The following is a 15,781-nucleotide window of genomic DNA, read 5'->3' on the forward strand; positions in this document are numbered from 1 at the left end:
TTAATCGATAGGGATTAAAATGGCATTAACCGCAGAACAAAAGAAAGCAGTCGTCGAAGAATATCGTTTGTCGGATTCCGACACCGGTTCCACCGAAGTTCAGGTGGCTTTGTTGACCGCGAACATCAACCAGTTGACACCGCACTTTGCCGCTCACAAAAAAGACAACCATTCGCGTCGCGGTCTGTTGCGCATGGTTAACCAACGCCGCAAATTGCTGGATTATCTGAAAGAAACCGATGTGGCCCGCTACCGCTCCTTGATCGAGCGTCTGGGCATTCGTAAGTAATACCGCCCGGAAGAAACGGCGTGTCGAACGCCGTTTCTTTTTTAGGCACATTTCAGCACAACCTTTAAAAAAAGGAACCTTATAGTGAATCCTATCAGGAAACAATTTCAGTACGGGGATCGTCTCGTCACGCTAGAAACCGGCGAAATCGCCCGCCAAGCCAACGGCGCGGTGATCATTGATGTAGAGGGCACCACCCTGCTGGTGACTGTGGTCGGTAAAAAGGAAAGTAGCGGCGGCGACTTTTTTCCATTGACAGTGGACTACCAAGAGAAAGCCTTTGCCGCTGGCAAAATTCCCGGCGGCTTTTTCAAACGCGAAGGCCGTCCCAGCGAAAACGAAACCCTGATCTCGCGCTTGATCGATCGCCCGATTCGCCCATTGTTTCCCGAAGGCTTTACTAACGAAGTACAAATCATCGCGACGGTATTGTCGCTGAACCCGGAGATAGACACCGAAGCGCCGGCCATTATCGGCGCATCCGCCGCGTTGGCGGTTTCGGGCCTACCGTTCAACGGCCCGCTGGGTGCCGCGACTATCGGCTATATCGACGGTCAATACGTGTTGAACCCGACCTTGCCGCAACTGAAGGAATCGCGCTTGCGTCTGATGGTCGCCGGCACCCAAAAAGCCGTGTTGATGGTTGAGTCGGAAGCCGATTTGCTGCCTGAAGATGTGATGCTGGGCGCGGTATTGTTCGGCCACGAGCAAATGCAGGTAGCGATCAATGCGATCAACGAACTGGCCGCCGAAGTCGCTACGCCGGCCCTGAACTGGGCGGCGCCCGCCGACAACGAGGCCTTGAAAGCCGCCGTTGCCGCCGAAGCCGAAGCGCAAATCAAAGCTGCCTACCAAATTCCCGAGAAACTAGTCAGACAAGACGCCTTGAGCGCGATCCGCGCGGCCGTCGTCGAAAAATTGACCGCGGACGGTCTGTTTGCCGAAAAAGACATACGCGACGTTATCGAGACCTTGGAATACAACGTCGTTCGCGGAGCGATTCTGAACGACCGCACCCGTATCGACGGCCGCGATTTGACCACGGTCAGACCGATCACGATTCGTACCAGCGTATTGCCGAGAACCCACGGTTCGGCACTGTTCACCCGCGGCGAAACTCAAGCCCTGGTTGTCGCGACCCTGGGTACCGAGCGCGATGCGCAAATCATCGACGCACTGGCTGGTGAATACAAGGATACCTTCCTGTTTCACTACAACTTTCCGCCGTTCAGCGTCGGCGAAACCGGCCGCACCGGCTCGCCCAAACGCCGCGAAATCGGTCACGGCCGCCTGGCCAAGCGCGGCGTGCAAGCCGTGACGCCCACGATCGGCGAATTCCCTTACGTGATTCGCGTTGTGTCGGAAATCACCGAATCGAACGGCTCCAGCTCGATGGCTTCGGTGTGCGGTAGCAGCTTGGCGCTGATGGATGCCGGTGTACCGTTGAAAGCGCCGGTCGCCGGCATCGCGATGGGCTTGATCAAGGAAGGCGATCAATTCGCGGTGTTGTCGGATATTCTGGGCGACGAAGATCATTTGGGCGACATGGACTTTAAAGTGGCCGGCTCCGAAACCGGTATTACCGCGCTGCAAATGGACATCAAGATCGACGGCATTACCCCGGAAATCATGAAAGTCGCTCTGGACCAAGCCAAGCAAGGCCGCCTGCACATCTTGGGCGAAATGAACAAAGCCTTGTCCACATCGCGCACCCAAATGTCGGACTTCGCGCCGCGCATCATCACCTTCAAGATCGATCCGTCCAAAATCCGCGAAGTGATCGGTAAGGGCGGCGTGACGATACGGGCGATCACCGAGCAAACCGGCGCTAGCGTCGATTTGACTGATGACGGTACCGTGAATATCGCTTCGGTCGATAAAGCCGCCGGTGAAGAAGCCAAGCGCATGATCGAGGAAATCACCGCCGAGGTCGAAGTCGGCAAGACTTACGAAGGTAAAGTCGTTCGGTTGATGGATTTCGGCGCATTCGTGACGATACTGCCCGGTAAGGACGGCTTGGTACACATCTCGCAAATTTCGGAAGAACGCGTCGAAAAAGTCAGCGACAAATTGTCGGAAGGCGATGTAGTAAAAGTCAAAGTGCTGGAAATCGACCGCCAAGGCCGGGTGCGTTTGAGTATGAAAGAAGTCGATAACGCTTGATCTTCACGCGTTAAACGATAAGGAAAAGGGCCGAGAGGCCCTTTTTTTGTTCTCCGAGACCGGCGTGTTTTCACCTGTATTCGGACACTAAAGCTTACTCGGCGATGGCAGCGTTCAGATTGACCGTTCAGGTTTAGAACTGCCGAACATGCCTGGCCGCACCGCTCCTAGGGCGGCGAATGACGGGGCCGCTGCGGCGGTAAACTGAAAGCTTCGGGTCCTAGCGTCGTTGGAACGCGTTATTCCGGATTATCCGGCGGTGCTCGGCAGGTTGGAGACGCGTTACAGTGTAAGCTGTTGTTGCACCAGTCGGTAGGCCTTGAGTGAGTAGTCCAATTAAAACCACCAATCGTTCCGATCGCAAAGCCGCCACGGGTTACAATTCAAACCCCGCCAGATATTGAATGTCTGTGATCGGCCGATTGTGTTGAAAAAGTCGGTTTTTCGTGATTTTTGGCTAATTTCGCGATTTTGTTGACTTTTAAGGCATTGTTTTTATTATAAAATGGTTTTGTACTATAACCCGTTTTTCCAAGAAAGGGACTTTTTCAACACAATCGGCCAATTGCGGACGACTGCGTTTCTTCCATAAATGACGGCAGTTGAATGAATACCTGCCTGCCAATTTAGCTATCAATGCTTGATTGCAAAACCTGAACCTGAATTTCTCGTGGGTTGTCCAGGCTATACAACGCTTGAATAAAATTTAAATTTTTAAATTTTTCCAAGTTTCGATAACATCTGGCTGTTCCAAATATTTTTGGATATCAACTATTGTCTGCATCATTTCGTTAATACGCTGATCAATCACCCAATTCCAATAGCCAGTAAGATTCATTCTTTCAAATATTTCCTTCCTAAAATATTGAGAGATAATACTATCGGCTTCACTATAAAAAAAAGAATCACAGTCATCAGAATAAAGTAAATAATCAATTTTAATCTGTTCGCGATTAAGTTTATCAATATCAACTTTAATTCTGTTAAATTGTACGAAATCTAGCAAAGAAATCTCGCTAGGCATTAGATGAAAATGAGCGTGACTTACGCAAGCTCCGCTGTAACAGCGGTCGAATAAAGTTCCATGTTCCATCAGGATTATCTTTTTCCCATATATTTCAGACAAAATTCCAGCTAAAAACTTAACCAAATCTTTTAACTCTGTGAGCTCTGGCTCCATAAGGCGTGCCATAGCTGTAATATGTCTTTTTGGGGCTATTAATATATGACCGGGGACTAGGGCTCCAACACTCGGAAAAACTAGAAAACTTTTACTTGTTAATAAATCTCTTTTACTCACGCCTAAAGAAATTGCTACTTCACTTAGAAAAAAACTTCCTTCAACATCACCCTGCATCTCTGCACAATAACTGCAAGAATTTTTTGAAATCATCCAAGTATTACTGATTTAATTTTTTAATGAAATTTTTGAGGCTTTCAACTATCAACGAGTCAGTGCGCATAGGCTTGGCTATACTAATATGGTCGGCGTCTATCGGAGTATTGCGACTACCAGGAAACCCAAAATCGGATGATTCATTGTTGACCACTGTGAGTATGGCCGTTTTTTTTGTTTCGGAAAATGATATGTGTTTTATATTTAAATTATGCGCCAGATTTTTATACTCGGTATTTAGCGCTATAACTTCTTTATTGTTAGCTAACAAATCATTTATTGGTTGGGTTGTTCTTGCTAGTGGGTTAATGGTCTTAAATCTATTAGCCCACTTAGAACCAAAATGAGGGGTGGCAACAAAGCATACTCCAATTGTGTTCGCCAGTATTCTATATATTGGCGATGATTGTGGCTCATTCATATGTATGTCGCGAATAATACTTTTAATTAGTAATCCGCCAAAACTATGACCAACAAAAACAAATCTCCCAACTTCAAAGTCGAAGTTTTCCAATAGCTGAATGATGTTCGTAGTCCGATTTTTCAAAGACATAGCCTCGCCTAGCCAATAACTAAAAGCATTGTTGTAACCGACTGTATATATATTTATTTGAGGTATATCATCATTTACCAATGCATGAGGAAAATAGAGTTGAGTACTCTCGTTTAACCACGTATCAATCGGATGACCATCTAATCCGTGAAAAAACACCACATTAATTCCGTTTTTGTTGAATCTGTTGGACTTATGAACTTGGAAAACTTTAGGGAAATCAGATTCCTCCACAGACGACTTTAACTGATCTAAAGCATCTTTGATTGCTTCACCACCTTTTTTGCTGTCTGCGGGTTTTTCTAAAATTGACATAACAATATCATGAACCCCATAGGAGGTATCTTTTCCATCCATGGTTTTAGTCCCATTGAACACTTTATGGTTTTTCAACGCAGTAAGATACTGAGTGAAAAATATATGGTAGTCTTCTTCGTTAGCAAATTTTGAAAGACGGACAGCTCTAATTGCTAAAGGTGTGATGGGATAATAGAAGGTTGTTCTTACTGGCTTATTGTTTATAAGAACCTCAACTTCTTCATGGTTAAGAAGGTTTTCCCAAAAAAACTCTTGGTTATGCTTAGCTAAAAGCCAATTAGCCGCTCTATTGATTTCTACTGAAAATTTTTGTGGGGATAAATTATATAAAGCAAAAATAGCATACGAGGTTGCAGAAACACATGGATTTCCTGTTGAGTTTCGCCAAAAATACCCTTCGTTGCTATCCTGATTTCGTTCTAAATAACTTTTTGCCTTATCAATAGCTGGTAGAAAGTTATCATCTTTAGCAGCCAGCAGAGCTGATATCGCAATCGATGTACTAATAGTACGAGGGCTAGAATCTTTGATCAGCCCCCATCCGCCAGATTCAGTTTGGGTGCTAATTAACCAATCAAAGGATGTTTGTAGAAGATTCTTGTTTTGGTAATAAGGTGATACGTTTGATTGTAATGCCAGAAGAACCCACGCTGTCGAGTCAATAACACCAACATCGTTAATATTACTTATAAATGCCCAACTTCCATCTGGTAGGCGATTTTTCAGCAACGAATCGAATACTTCATTCTTATGGGGAATGTTGCTATTGGTTAAAGCATAAACGAGTATTGATTGTGCTGTAGCAACGTTTCCAATCCGATCTTCTCTACTTAAATCTCTATACCATCCAAATCCAAATTTATCATTTGCGACGATTTTGTTGTTTAGTAATGAAATGTACGAATTTATATCATCCATGTTTTCAGGGTTGAGCTTAAGCTATGCTGAGTAAAAAATATTGCCCCATTCTTTATCTAGGCTGATCATTTCACTTCTATTTATGTTGAGGGTATCGCATATTTCCTCTGCAATTTGCTCTCTCATATCTACAGGGTAATTTATCATGTCATTTATCGCGTTAGCTGAGTAGGAAATAGCTGACAGAAGTGCACTAAGTTCTATTGATTTTTCACAGCCAGGGCTATGTCTCTTCTTGACTCGATCTGCTATTAAGGCAAATGTAGTATATGATTTTATGCCACTGATTGAACTTTCAAGATTTTTATACTCGTCGGTGGATAGCGACTCTAATATGGTTTGAATACAACTAATGTCGAGTTTATAACCTTGCCTACATTCACTCCAAATTTTATCCGAAAGACTAATCAATGGAGCAATATCATTACTCGTTATCTGTTCAAGGTTAGTGAATTTCATTTTAGGAAAAATTTTTTTTACAATTTCTTCGTGAATATCATCTCGAGTCCTATAATTCCCTTCGGACAAGCAAGTGATAATTATTTTTTCAGAATAAGGGGTTTCTATTTCGCTGTATAAGGTTTGTGCCTTTTCGAGCAGCTCATCATTTTTTTCATAAATATCGTGGCTTTCTGTGTAATTTCTGGCGCCCTTTGAGGCAACCAACTTCCTAGATGCACTTAAACTGCCCATAAATACAATATAAAAGTCAGGCCTTGGCAAGCCTAACGCCACATGTTCTAGTGAATCGACCCATTTTGAAATATCCTCTCCTGCTCTAATAGTCTGAAACACACTGTTTGAAAGCGAATATCGATTGGTTATTACGACTTGTTTTTTAGCAATTGCATCTGTTATTTGTTTGTAAAATTGCATTCTATCCAATGAAAATAGCATTGCCATTAATTTCGGTGGAAGTGTTAGTGCATCATGTTCTTTATCAGCTGAGTCTGAACTCAGCAAAGAGCCTATTTCTTTGCCAACAAATGATTCATACGCCGGAAAATCAAAGTACACTGAATCGATTCCTTCGGCATTTAGGCGCTCCTGCAACAAGATTGCTTGCGTTGCTTTTCCTGTTCCGTCAATTCCTTCAAATGAAATTAGCATAAATTCGGTTAATATATGGTTGCGGCAATCGTTGGGGCGGCAGCGTTAAAAGAATCAATTTTAGTCAAGCTGACTGCTTTTATATCTGGCTGGTAAGTATGCCAGAATTTGCCCCTTATCTTAACGACTTTTAAAAAATGGATGGGCAAACCGTTGCCACCATAAGACTCTCGCATGTAAATCGTCAACCCTTGCGATCACTCATTGGCACACAGTCGATACGAAGAATGCAAATGAAGCGCCGATTAGCGATAGCGTGTCGGATGAATGTAGACATTCGAAATGTGGGATTGCGCACGCTAATCGCCTCGAAATTTGATCGGCAGCTTGCTTACCTTTTCCTGTCACCTTAAATTCAATCCTGTCTGTCAGAAACGGGTCGATCTCACTCATTGCGCCCGCGCCTTTGCTCCGTCGGAGAGCCAACGCTATCCACCAAAACTTCGACGAACCATACCGGCACCGTAACTTGTCGATCGCGGGGCTTGGCAAGGCGAGCGTCGGCGCGACGGACCCGGAGCTACATGTTGCCGCCGGTCTGGCGGGTTCTTGCTCGATCCTTCGCGGTTCGGGCGAATCGAAGCTGTCCTGGGTCCTTTATCACTCGACGAGTTGCCATTACAACACCGAACAATCCATTGCGGACACGGACCGATGTTAGATAAACACCCACCATCCTCTGTTGAACATAGAGCGACGTCTGATCAACAGACAAGCGTCTAATGCAAACACCGAGTGCCGCGTGTTTAACAGCGGCGCTCCGCAACTCGACACTGGGCGTCCGCCGATGAACAGGCGACGATCTCGACTAAACATCGAGCCGCCAGTGATTGACAGGCAGCCGTCTCTGCCGAACAGCGGCGCGTGTCCGATCAACAGCGGCGCTTGCGTGTTAAACAAGCGGTGCTGACTGTTTATATTAGAAGGCCGCGTGTTTAGCGTGAAGGTCTGCATGTTCACTGCGGAACCCTGGATGTTTGTATGGCGATACCGCGTGTTGAGATAAGAACGCTGCCGGTATCAACGGCAACCTAGCCTGTCGCGACGGCACCGCTGCCGGTCGAACGCGGACACCTGACCGTTCAAACCGCACCGCTGCCGGTTTCGATGGGAACGGTGCGATTGATCGGCGGCATTGTCAATGAAGATCATGCGAGGCCGGATTTATTTTCCCATTCTATTAAGCTCGCAATTCACGGAGCGCAATGACATTTTGAATGACCGCTTCTGCCTTTTTCGGCCGCCGTAACTTAAACCTTATTTGGCGGGAAGTGGGCGATTGCGACAATTCATCACTTCCAAAAGCGGTCATTCAACGCTGGCGCAATCATTTCGGAATCGATGGCTGGGTTTGCATCGGAACTGGTGGCGGCTTTCAAGCGGAATGGCTGGCTGATTTTGGTCGGAATACGGACTTGAGTCTTCGCGGCGATCCGATTCGTTCGGATTCGTTTGACTTGTCTCGGACCGGGCCGCTTAAAACTCCCAGCGCAATCCGCCTTCCAGGGCGTGATTGTAGGAGCCGGACATAATTAAAGCCTGATAGCCCAAATTCGCGGCCAATCCGTTCGGCAGATTGAGTTGCAGGCCGGCGCCCATGTTGCCCCAATCGCGTTCGGCGGCGCTAGAGACGATGCTCGCCGCCAAGCCGGAGCGGGTAAAGGCGCGGGTGACTCGCGGATCGTTGGCGTATTCGCGCACCCACTCGCCGTTGACGCGCGGCGTCAGCACGCCGAATGGCAGGCTCCAGGCATAGGTCAATTCGACGCCGAAGGTGCTGGTGACCGAGACTACGTATTGCTCCGGTACCGTCAGCAGGCCGCTGCCTGCACCCAGCAGGCCCTGTTCGCGGTAGCCGCCGATATTCATGTAAATCGTCGAGGCTTGACCGTAGCCGCGCAGGCTCCAGGCGCCGATGTTGTGGGTATAGCCGGTGCCGGCCAAAATGTTGAATTCGTCGGTTTCGAACTGGGCTTTGGCCCCGCCGCCGCAAGTCAGGCATTGCCGGTTCGCCGCGTTATCGTGTTTGGCGTAACCGGCCGCCAGATCGATATAAGTGTTTTCGGTGGGGGTTAAGGTTGCGAATGGCGAGAATCGAAAGATGTTCGCATCGAAACGGCCTTGCCCGCGGTCCAGCTCGGCGGCGGAACTGGTATAGCCGAACAGAACGCCGGTCGCGAAACGCTCGCTGATTTTGAAATCGAGCGCGGCGTTGAAATTGCGGTTGTACAACGCAAAGCCGGCACTGCCGGTGTTGCCGTCCACGTGGCCCCAGGAACCGCCGGCATTGACGAAAAATCCGAACGGTCCGACCATGCTGTACAGGTCGTCGCCGGCACCGCCGCCTTTCGCGGTGGAATGATCGATGCGCAGATGACGGAGCGACTGTAACGAGCTGGAAATCTGGGTGGTGCTGCGGTTGAGTTGCAAACCGATCGTGGTGGCGTCGTTGACGGCATTTAGGCTTTTCTGCTCTTGAGGAGTGGTGCCGGTCGCGAAATTGCCGGTCGCATAGGCGGTAAGACTGGCACAGTCCTCGATTGAGGTGGCGGTACGGCCTTGGTAGTAACAAGTCAGCAAGCCGCCCAGCGTGGCTTCCAAGGTAAAGACGTTGTCGGTGACGACGATTTTCGCGGCGGACAAGTCTAGATTGTTGCTGGTTTCGTAGTTCAGTAACTGAGTGTAGGCGGTTTCGATCAGCGAAGCGGACGAAAAGTCGTTAATCGAGTAGCTTTGCAGCGAATCGGAACTGATCAGACTGCCGGTGATCGTCGCGTGGGCGGACATGCTCAATCCTAAACCGGCCAGGGCCAATAGTGTTTTCACGGTTCAACTCCATGGTGTTGAGATGGTAAACCCTTCGGATTATAAGGCCTTAGGCAACTTTGTCACAGTCTAGTCGCCTTGAAACCGCGCGGGCTCTGGATGCCCGGTTTGGGCACGTCTCCCCAAGCGACTTAGTTCAGGATGGAAGTGCCCTTGATTTGTGCGTAGACCAGCATGCCGGTTTTTAAGCCCAACACGACGGCGGATTTTTGACTGACGTGCGCCAGTAGCGGCAACGGGCCGACTTGCAAGCCGACCACGCACAAGCCGTCGCATTCGGCGGCAAGTCCGGTGACCGTCGCGGGCAATACGTTGAGGATGCTGGTCGCCGCCGGTTTTTCCAGCGCGATGCTGACATCCCGCGCCTGAATTTGCAGGCGTAGCGGCGTGCCCGCGGCGGCGGGTAAAGCCGCCAAGCTCAGCGAACCGGCGGCGGTTTCCACGCGGGTTAGATGGTAATCGGATTCATGACTTTGAATTAGACCTTGCCAAACCGTGGCTGCTTCGCGGTCCTGAGCTAGCGGCATATCCAGTCGGCTCTGGGTTTCGGCGAGCGGGCCAGCGGCTAAAACGCGGCCGTTGGCCATTATTACCAGATGGTCGGCGAGTTGAGCGACTTCCTGTTGCGAATGCGTGACGTAGACCACCGGGATTTTCAGTTCCCGGTGCAGGCGGGACAAATAGGGCAGGATTTCTTGCTTGCGTTTGAAATCCAGTGCGGCCAGCGGCTCGTCCATCAGCAGTACTTTAGGGTTCAGGGCCAATGCCCGCGCTATGGCGACCCGTTGGCGCTCGCCGCCGGACAGCGCGTCCGGCATGCGTGCCAACAAATGGTCTATGCCCAGCAGTTCCAGAATGTGCGTCAGGTCGACGCCGGCTTGGCCGGTGCGTTTCAAACCGAATTGCAGATTACCCTTGACCGACAGGTGCGGAAATAGATTGGCTTCCTGAAATACGTAGCCCAACGAACGTTGGTGGGTTGGTAAAAACAGCCCGCGTTCGCTGTCCTGCCAGACTTCGCCGTTGATCTGCAAAAAGCCGCTATTGGATTTTTGCAAACCGGCGATGCAGCGCAGCAGCGTGGTCTTACCGGAGCCGGAATGTCCAAACAGCACCGAGACGCCGCTGCCGGGCAACACCAAATCTACATTGAGTCGAAATTCGCCGTAGTCGAGGTCGAATTCGGCGCGGATGGGTGCGGTCATTTAAGTTGATGGGCGACGGGGTGGGTTTTCAACGCGCTGTACAACGCCATTAGAACGGTAAAGGAAAACAATAGCAGGCCGCCGGCCAACCAGTGGGCTTGTTCGTACTCCATGGCCTCGACGTGGTTATAAATCTGTACCGATACTACTCGGGTCCGGTCCGGGATATTCCCGCCGACCATCAACACCACGCCGAATTCGCCGACGGTATGCGCGAAACCTAAAATCGTCGCGGTCATGAAGCCGGGTTTCGCCAATGGCAGCACGACGCTGAAAAAGGTATCCAACGGTCCGGCCCGTAGCGTCGCGGCGGCTTCCAAGGGTTGTCGTCCGATTGCGGCAAACGAGGCCTGCAGGGGTTGAACGACGAAGGGCAGCGAATAAAACACCGAGGCCACGACCAAACCAGGGAAGGTGAAAGGCAAGGTACCCAGTCCTAATTCGCCGGTCAGTTTGCCGATGGGGCCTTTCGGCCCCAGCGTCACCAACAAATAGAAGCCCAACACCGACGGCGGCAATACCAGCGGCAAGGCCACCAACGCGTTGCAGAATCCTTTGAAACGGGAATGGGTGCGCGCCAGCCACCACGCCAGCGGCGTACCCAGAATCAGCATGATCAGGGTGGCCAGGCAAGCGACTTTAAACGTCAGCCACAAGGTGGCGATATCGGCGGAGTTGAGCATGCTTAGGGTTGGCTGGGCAGGCTGTAGCCGTATTTCAAGATGATGGTCGAGGCCGCCGGCCCTTTTAGGAATTCCAGCAATGCTTGCGCGGCGGGATTCTCGTCTCCCTTGTTAAGCAGGATTGCATCTTGCCGGATAGGGTTGTAGCTATCGCTGGGCACGATCCAGCCCGAGCCGCTGCCGATCTTGCCGTTATCGATGACTTGAGACAAGGCGACGAAGCCCAGTTCGGCATTGCCGGTACTGACGAATTGATGGGTTTGCGAGATATTTTCGCCTTGAACGATCAGCGGCTGCAATTTCTCCCGCAAGCCGAGTTTTTTCAAAACGTCAATCGCCGCGGCACCGTAAGGCGCCAGTTTGGGATCGGCCAGCGCCAGATGTTTGAAACCGCCCTTGGCGAGGATTTCGCCTTGCTCGTCGACCAAGCCCGGCGTTGCCGACCACAACACCAGCTTGCCCAATGCATAAGTAAAACGAGTGTCGGCGACCGCCAACTCGGCGTTGACCAATTTGACCGCGCTTTCCTGATCGGCGGCCAAGAAGACTTCGAACGGCGCGCCGTTTTCGATCTGCGACACGAATTTGCCCGAGGAGCCGAACGACAGCTTGGCCTCGTGACCGGTGGCCTTCTGGAATTCGGCGGCGATTTGTTCCATTGGTTTGGTGAAGTTGGCGGCGACCGCGACCAGCGTGGTTGCGGCCCAGGCCGACGACGCGGGCAATAGCGAGGTCGCCAGAACGATGGCGCGAAGGGTAAGGCGATGTATCATAGGGTTCTCCCAAAGGTTTAAAACAGCAGGTTCAAAATTCAAACTGACGCAAATGGGTGCCGGCACGAATCGGCACGGCGAAAGCCTCGCCGATCAGGGATAGGGTTTCGGTCATCAACGTGCTTGGTGTGAAGCCGCGCCCACCGATCGATACTGGCTACCGGAGTTCGTGACTGCCGAATCTTTTTAGACCGAGCAATTTCGGGTCTGTCGCCGCCACCCGAATCAGGAATCCGTTACCGGTCATCTTACTAACTGGCCTTCTAAAAACCCTTGACCTATCGGATCAGTCGCGACGTGAGGTGGCGCGTTAAAACCGAAACAAACTTTGCACATAGAAGTAATCGATGTCCTGAGGTGCGGGTGCGTTGGTCGCCGTTTTGGCAAACGTTCCTTTAAATAAGTGAGTCCAGCCGGTTTCGAAATTCAGACTGCTGTTAAAGTCCCAGCGCGCGGTCAATTCGAGTTGCTGGCCGATGAAATTTTTGGTCTTCCCGGTTCTGTCGCGCAGCATGGTGGTCGCGGTGCCGGAAGTTGTCCAGCCGTCCTTGTCCTCGGCCAGCCAGAAAAAACGGTGGCTCAGGCCGAGCTGGACTGCCGAAGTCGGTGCAAGATTGATGCGGTAGCCCGGCGAGTTGATATTGCTGCGAGCGAAGGCGCCATAGATGCCGGTCGCGCCGAAGTCTCCCCGTCTGACGCCGTATAAGGTATCGAAGCGTTGATCTTTGTTGTCGTTGGGATCGTGGTCGCCGCTGGCGTAATCGTATTCCAGACCCAGTCGCGGAGACCAAGGGATTCCCAGGGTATAGCCGACATCCAGATGTTGGAACCAGGCGGAGTGTTCTTGATCTAGGCTGGCGGAGGCGGCGGTCGATGCGCGAACCGTCCCGAATTGGCCGATGGTTTCGGTTTGGAAGTCGAATTTGTCCTTGCCGGGTTTTCGGTAAAAACGCATGCCCGGCGTAAAATAACGGCGATTGCGAGTTTGATTGCGAATGCTGTCGCCCTCGTCGAGGTTGTACAGGTATACCTCGCTGTTGACGCCCCAGCCGATGTCGAAAACCTCTAAAAAGCCGCCGGAAAACCAAGTATGGGTGTCTTCCTCATCGAATTCGTGGGTCTCGTCGAGGATATCGACGGCAGTGTTCGGGTAGCGAAGCACCGGCATCGTCACAAAACTGGTGAATTGCCATTTGTCGTAATCCAGAACCCGCAGTTTTACCCCGGTGAAGGTGTTCATGGTGTTGCGCATCGCGTTACGGGCGACCAGGCGGCGGCTCCCCAAATTCAGGGTTTGCCGGCCGGCGACCACTTCGGTGCCTAAGCCACTGTAAAACACGTTTTGGTCCGCCCAAGCAATATAACCTTGTAGAAAATCCGCGGTATCGGCGTGAGTGTTGTTAACGCCGGAGCCGCTGTCGGCGCCTAAGGCCCGCGAATCCACGAATTCGGTCGCGAAACGGAATTGACCGAGGTGCGCTTGCAACCACAAGTCGGTTTGCAATGGAATTTGTTGGTCGCCTCCCTTGGCGTTTGCTGTGAAGCGTCCATCCAGGCTTTCGTAGCGGGTGCGCTGTTCAATCGATATGTCCAACCATTTGGGTAACTGCAACGCATCGTGCAGATTCCAGACCGGCTTTTCGAATTTACCGCCGCCCAACAACGCATCGTCCATTTGACTGGAGAAGGCTGTGACGGCGGGTTTGGTGTAGGTTTTTGCTTCGGCGCAGTCTGCCGGATTTGCGTTAACTCCAGCCAGCGCCATCGCAATCAGGTAGCGGCCGGAAGTGGGGGTGGAGAATGGGCAATTAATCATCACGGTATCCCTGGTTAGTTTGTCGGACGACGGCTCCTTCCGGCGGTCCGGTTTCGGAGTCTCGTGGTTAGCCGGCAAAGACTGGGCTCAAAGTATATCAGCCGTTATGTATCATTGATAATAACGTAGAGCAAATACACTATTGCCGGTCAGTTAATTTTAGTCGAGGCTGCGCAAATGGCTGGCTAGGGCGCGTTGCTAGGATTTTCAGGCGTTGGAACCGTATTCCGGGCGTAGCGGCGACCTCGATTGGGAGCGTCGTTTCCAAAACGTCGCCGGAACTGACGAGGCGGAGTAAGATGGCTGGCGGCTGTCGAGAAGTTCGGAAAGGTTGCGTGACCGAGAGCTGGATTTAGACGCTAGTCGATTTGGATTCTAGATGAATGGCCAGCCAGACGGTTTCTGTGTCGGGATCGGTCCAATCGACCCGATGCCGGCGGTGCGCCGGAATCAGCAAATAGTCGCCGGCCCGCATCTCCAATACCGCCCGGTCCGCGAACGCGAGTCTGGCTCGACCTTGCAGAACGATGACCCATTCGTCCTCGGCTTGATCGTACCAATCGTCTGGAGCGCTGGCATGGCCCCGCGAGACGATGCGCTCGATGCGGGCGGTAGGCGCGGCATGCAAGGTTTGGCATAATTCGGCCGGCAATCGGCTGGGAATGTCGGCGAAGATCGAAGAACAGCCAGTCATGATAAAAACGAACATTTCGAGGGGGAGAGCATGAATAATACGACGTTTGCCACGTTAATGAACATCGCGGCCGAAAAGGTGCCGGTCGCGGCGCGTTGGTGCCGAAGGGCTTGCGATGCCGCTAGGTGTCTGGATTTTCTGGCGCCGCTGCTGATCCGGCTGTATTTGGCGCCGGTATTTTGGATGGCCGGAACCAAGAAATTCGCCAACTTTACCGACACCGCCGCATGGTTCGGCAATGCGGAATGGGGCTTGGGCTTGCCAGCACCGTATGTGCTGGTGTTTCTGGTGGCCTTCGTCGAGACCTTCGGCGCCTTGTTTTTAGTGTTCGGTTTTGCAACGCGGGTGATCAGCCTGCCGTTGTCGGTCATCATGGTGGTGGCGGCCGTGACCGCGCATTGGCAAAACGGTTGGCTGGCCATCGCCACCGGTAGCGGCCTATTCGCGACCGATCGCACCGTGGCGGCGATCGAACGATTGGACAAGGCCAAGGAGATTTTGCAGGCTCAGGGCGATTACGCCTATTTGACCGAATTCGGCAGTCTGGCGATGCTGAACAACGGGATCGAATTCGCGGCGACCTATTTCGTGCTATTGGTTGCGTTGTTTTTTCTGGGCGGCGGCCGTTACGTCAGCGCCGATTACTGGCTTAAACGCAAATACCTGATCGATTGAGCACTCAGCGCGCTTGTACCAGCACCCACGGTTTGACGACGACGGCCCAAACCAGGCTGTCGTCGGCATACCAGCGTCCGGCTTGCTCGTCGCTAACATGGCCGATACGGCCGCTATTCAGCCATTGCTCGACTTGGGCCTTGTTGTCTTGGGAGAATTGCCAAGCCACGTCTACTAAATCCAAATCGGCGGCGACGGCAATCGCCAGTCCGGCCGCGAAGAAACGTTGCAATTCCCGCCAGGCGATGGCGGAGGTTTCCAGATTGATTTTGGCGAATTCGGTAGGGTTGGCGGTGTCGGTCATTAACATTTTCCGGCGGCTGGGCGATGGTGTAGTATGCACGGCTATTTTAACGCAACCC

General features: G+C 51.4%; 13 protein-coding genes. 3 read left to right on the forward strand and 10 right to left on the reverse strand.

Annotated features, from left to right (window positions below):
• Nucleotides 1-19 precede the first annotated feature (19 nt).
• The gene (rpsO, locus tag ACQE3D_RS09320) at nt 20-289 is read left to right on the forward strand and encodes a 30S ribosomal protein S15 (RefSeq protein WP_064031750.1); all 270 of its coding nucleotides are present in this window, start codon (nt 20-22) and stop codon (nt 287-289) included.
• A gap of 84 nt (nt 290-373) precedes the next feature.
• Nucleotides 374-2,452, forward strand: a complete 2,079-nt coding sequence (gene pnp, locus ACQE3D_RS09325) for a polyribonucleotide nucleotidyltransferase (protein ID WP_409521087.1) — start codon at nt 374-376, stop codon at nt 2,450-2,452.
• A gap of 706 nt (nt 2,453-3,158) precedes the next feature.
• On the opposite strand, the gene ACQE3D_RS09330 is transcribed toward pnp, so the two are convergent.
• The 9 genes from ACQE3D_RS09330 to ACQE3D_RS09370 form a co-directional block, all read right to left on the reverse strand.
• Complete coding sequence (locus tag ACQE3D_RS09330; protein WP_313728200.1) at nt 3,159-3,845, reverse strand: HIT family protein; 687 nt, start codon at nt 3,843-3,845, stop codon at nt 3,159-3,161.
• 7 nt (nt 3,846-3,852) lie between these two features.
• Nucleotides 3,853-5,637, reverse strand: a complete 1,785-nt coding sequence (locus tag ACQE3D_RS09335; protein WP_313728199.1) for a hypothetical protein — start codon at nt 5,635-5,637, stop codon at nt 3,853-3,855.
• 21 nt (nt 5,638-5,658) lie between these two features.
• Nucleotides 5,659-6,747: a dTMP kinase gene (locus tag ACQE3D_RS09340; protein ID WP_313728198.1), complete on the reverse strand. Its 1,089-nt coding sequence runs from the start codon at nt 6,745-6,747 to the stop codon at nt 5,659-5,661.
• A gap of 1,476 nt (nt 6,748-8,223) precedes the next feature.
• Nucleotides 8,224-9,573 (reverse strand): autotransporter outer membrane beta-barrel domain-containing protein, encoded by a 1,350-nt coding sequence (locus ACQE3D_RS09345; protein ID WP_313728197.1) that lies wholly within the window; start codon nt 9,571-9,573, stop codon nt 8,224-8,226.
• Nucleotides 9,574-9,704: 131 nt separating this feature from the next.
• Nucleotides 9,705-10,778 carry a molybdenum ABC transporter ATP-binding protein gene (modC, locus tag ACQE3D_RS09350; protein WP_313728196.1) on the reverse strand — a complete coding sequence of 358 codons (1,074 nt, stop codon included), beginning with the start codon at nt 10,776-10,778 and terminating at the stop codon, nt 9,705-9,707.
• Nucleotides 10,775-11,461 (reverse strand): molybdate ABC transporter permease subunit, encoded by a 687-nt coding sequence (gene modB / locus ACQE3D_RS09355; protein ID WP_071159510.1) that lies wholly within the window; start codon nt 11,459-11,461, stop codon nt 10,775-10,777. Before modB ends, modC begins: the two co-directional genes overlap by 4 nt.
• Before the next feature lie 2 nt (nt 11,462-11,463).
• The gene (modA, locus tag ACQE3D_RS09360) at nt 11,464-12,234 is read right to left on the reverse strand and encodes a molybdate ABC transporter substrate-binding protein (RefSeq protein ID WP_064026032.1); all 771 of its coding nucleotides are present in this window, start codon (nt 12,232-12,234) and stop codon (nt 11,464-11,466) included.
• A 310-nt stretch (nt 12,235-12,544) separates the two neighbouring features.
• Nucleotides 12,545-14,050, reverse strand: coding sequence for an alginate export family protein (locus tag ACQE3D_RS09365; protein ID WP_071159892.1), 1,506 nt, complete (start codon nt 14,048-14,050; stop codon nt 12,545-12,547).
• Nucleotides 14,051-14,402: 352 nt separating this feature from the next.
• Nucleotides 14,403-14,744, reverse strand: coding sequence for a cupin domain-containing protein (locus ACQE3D_RS09370; protein WP_313728194.1), 342 nt, complete (start codon nt 14,742-14,744; stop codon nt 14,403-14,405).
• A 30-nt stretch (nt 14,745-14,774) separates the two neighbouring features.
• Here ACQE3D_RS09370 and ACQE3D_RS09375 point away from each other — a divergent pair, with 30 nt between their 5' ends.
• The gene (locus tag ACQE3D_RS09375) at nt 14,775-15,419 is read left to right on the forward strand and encodes an HvfX family Cu-binding RiPP maturation protein (protein WP_083386115.1); all 645 of its coding nucleotides are present in this window, start codon (nt 14,775-14,777) and stop codon (nt 15,417-15,419) included.
• Nucleotides 15,420-15,423: 4 nt separating this feature from the next.
• Here the strand turns inward: ACQE3D_RS09375 and ACQE3D_RS09380 are convergent, their stop codons facing one another.
• The gene (locus ACQE3D_RS09380; RefSeq protein WP_064026028.1) at nt 15,424-15,723 is read right to left on the reverse strand and encodes a DUF2288 domain-containing protein; all 300 of its coding nucleotides are present in this window, start codon (nt 15,721-15,723) and stop codon (nt 15,424-15,426) included.
• Between the last annotated feature and the right edge of the window lie 58 nt (nt 15,724-15,781).

The organism is Methylomonas sp. MS20 (assembly GCF_050275925.1).
GTDB classification, from domain to species: Bacteria; Pseudomonadota; Gammaproteobacteria; order Methylococcales; family Methylomonadaceae; genus Methylomonas; species Methylomonas koyamae_A.

Excerpts from the sequence above, each read along its gene's own strand:
- rpsO (WP_064031750.1), top strand. The coding sequence starts at position 20 with ATGGCATTAACCGCAGAACAAAAGAAAGCAGTCGTCGAAGAATATCGT.
- modC (WP_313728196.1), bottom strand. The coding sequence starts at position 10,778 with ATGACCGCACCCATCCGCGCCGAATTCGACCTCGACTACGGCGAATTT.
- modB (WP_071159510.1), bottom strand. The coding sequence starts at position 11,461 with ATGCTCAACTCCGCCGATATCGCCACCTTGTGGCTGACGTTTAAAGTC.
- ACQE3D_RS09370 (WP_313728194.1), bottom strand. The coding sequence starts at position 14,744 with ATGACTGGCTGTTCTTCGATCTTCGCCGACATTCCCAGCCGATTGCCG.
- ACQE3D_RS09335 (WP_313728199.1), bottom strand. The coding sequence starts at position 5,637 with ATGGATGATATAAATTCGTACATTTCATTACTAAACAACAAAATCGTC.
- ACQE3D_RS09375 (WP_083386115.1), top strand. The coding sequence starts at position 14,775 with ATGAATAATACGACGTTTGCCACGTTAATGAACATCGCGGCCGAAAAG.
- ACQE3D_RS09340 (WP_313728198.1), bottom strand. The coding sequence starts at position 6,747 with ATGCTAATTTCATTTGAAGGAATTGACGGAACAGGAAAAGCAACGCAA.
- ACQE3D_RS09365 (WP_071159892.1), bottom strand. The coding sequence starts at position 14,050 with ATGATTAATTGCCCATTCTCCACCCCCACTTCCGGCCGCTACCTGATT.
- ACQE3D_RS09380 (WP_064026028.1), bottom strand. The coding sequence starts at position 15,723 with ATGACCGACACCGCCAACCCTACCGAATTCGCCAAAATCAATCTGGAA.
- ACQE3D_RS09330 (WP_313728200.1), bottom strand. The coding sequence starts at position 3,845 with ATGATTTCAAAAAATTCTTGCAGTTATTGTGCAGAGATGCAGGGTGAT.
- modA (WP_064026032.1), bottom strand. The coding sequence starts at position 12,234 with ATGATACATCGCCTTACCCTTCGCGCCATCGTTCTGGCGACCTCGCTA.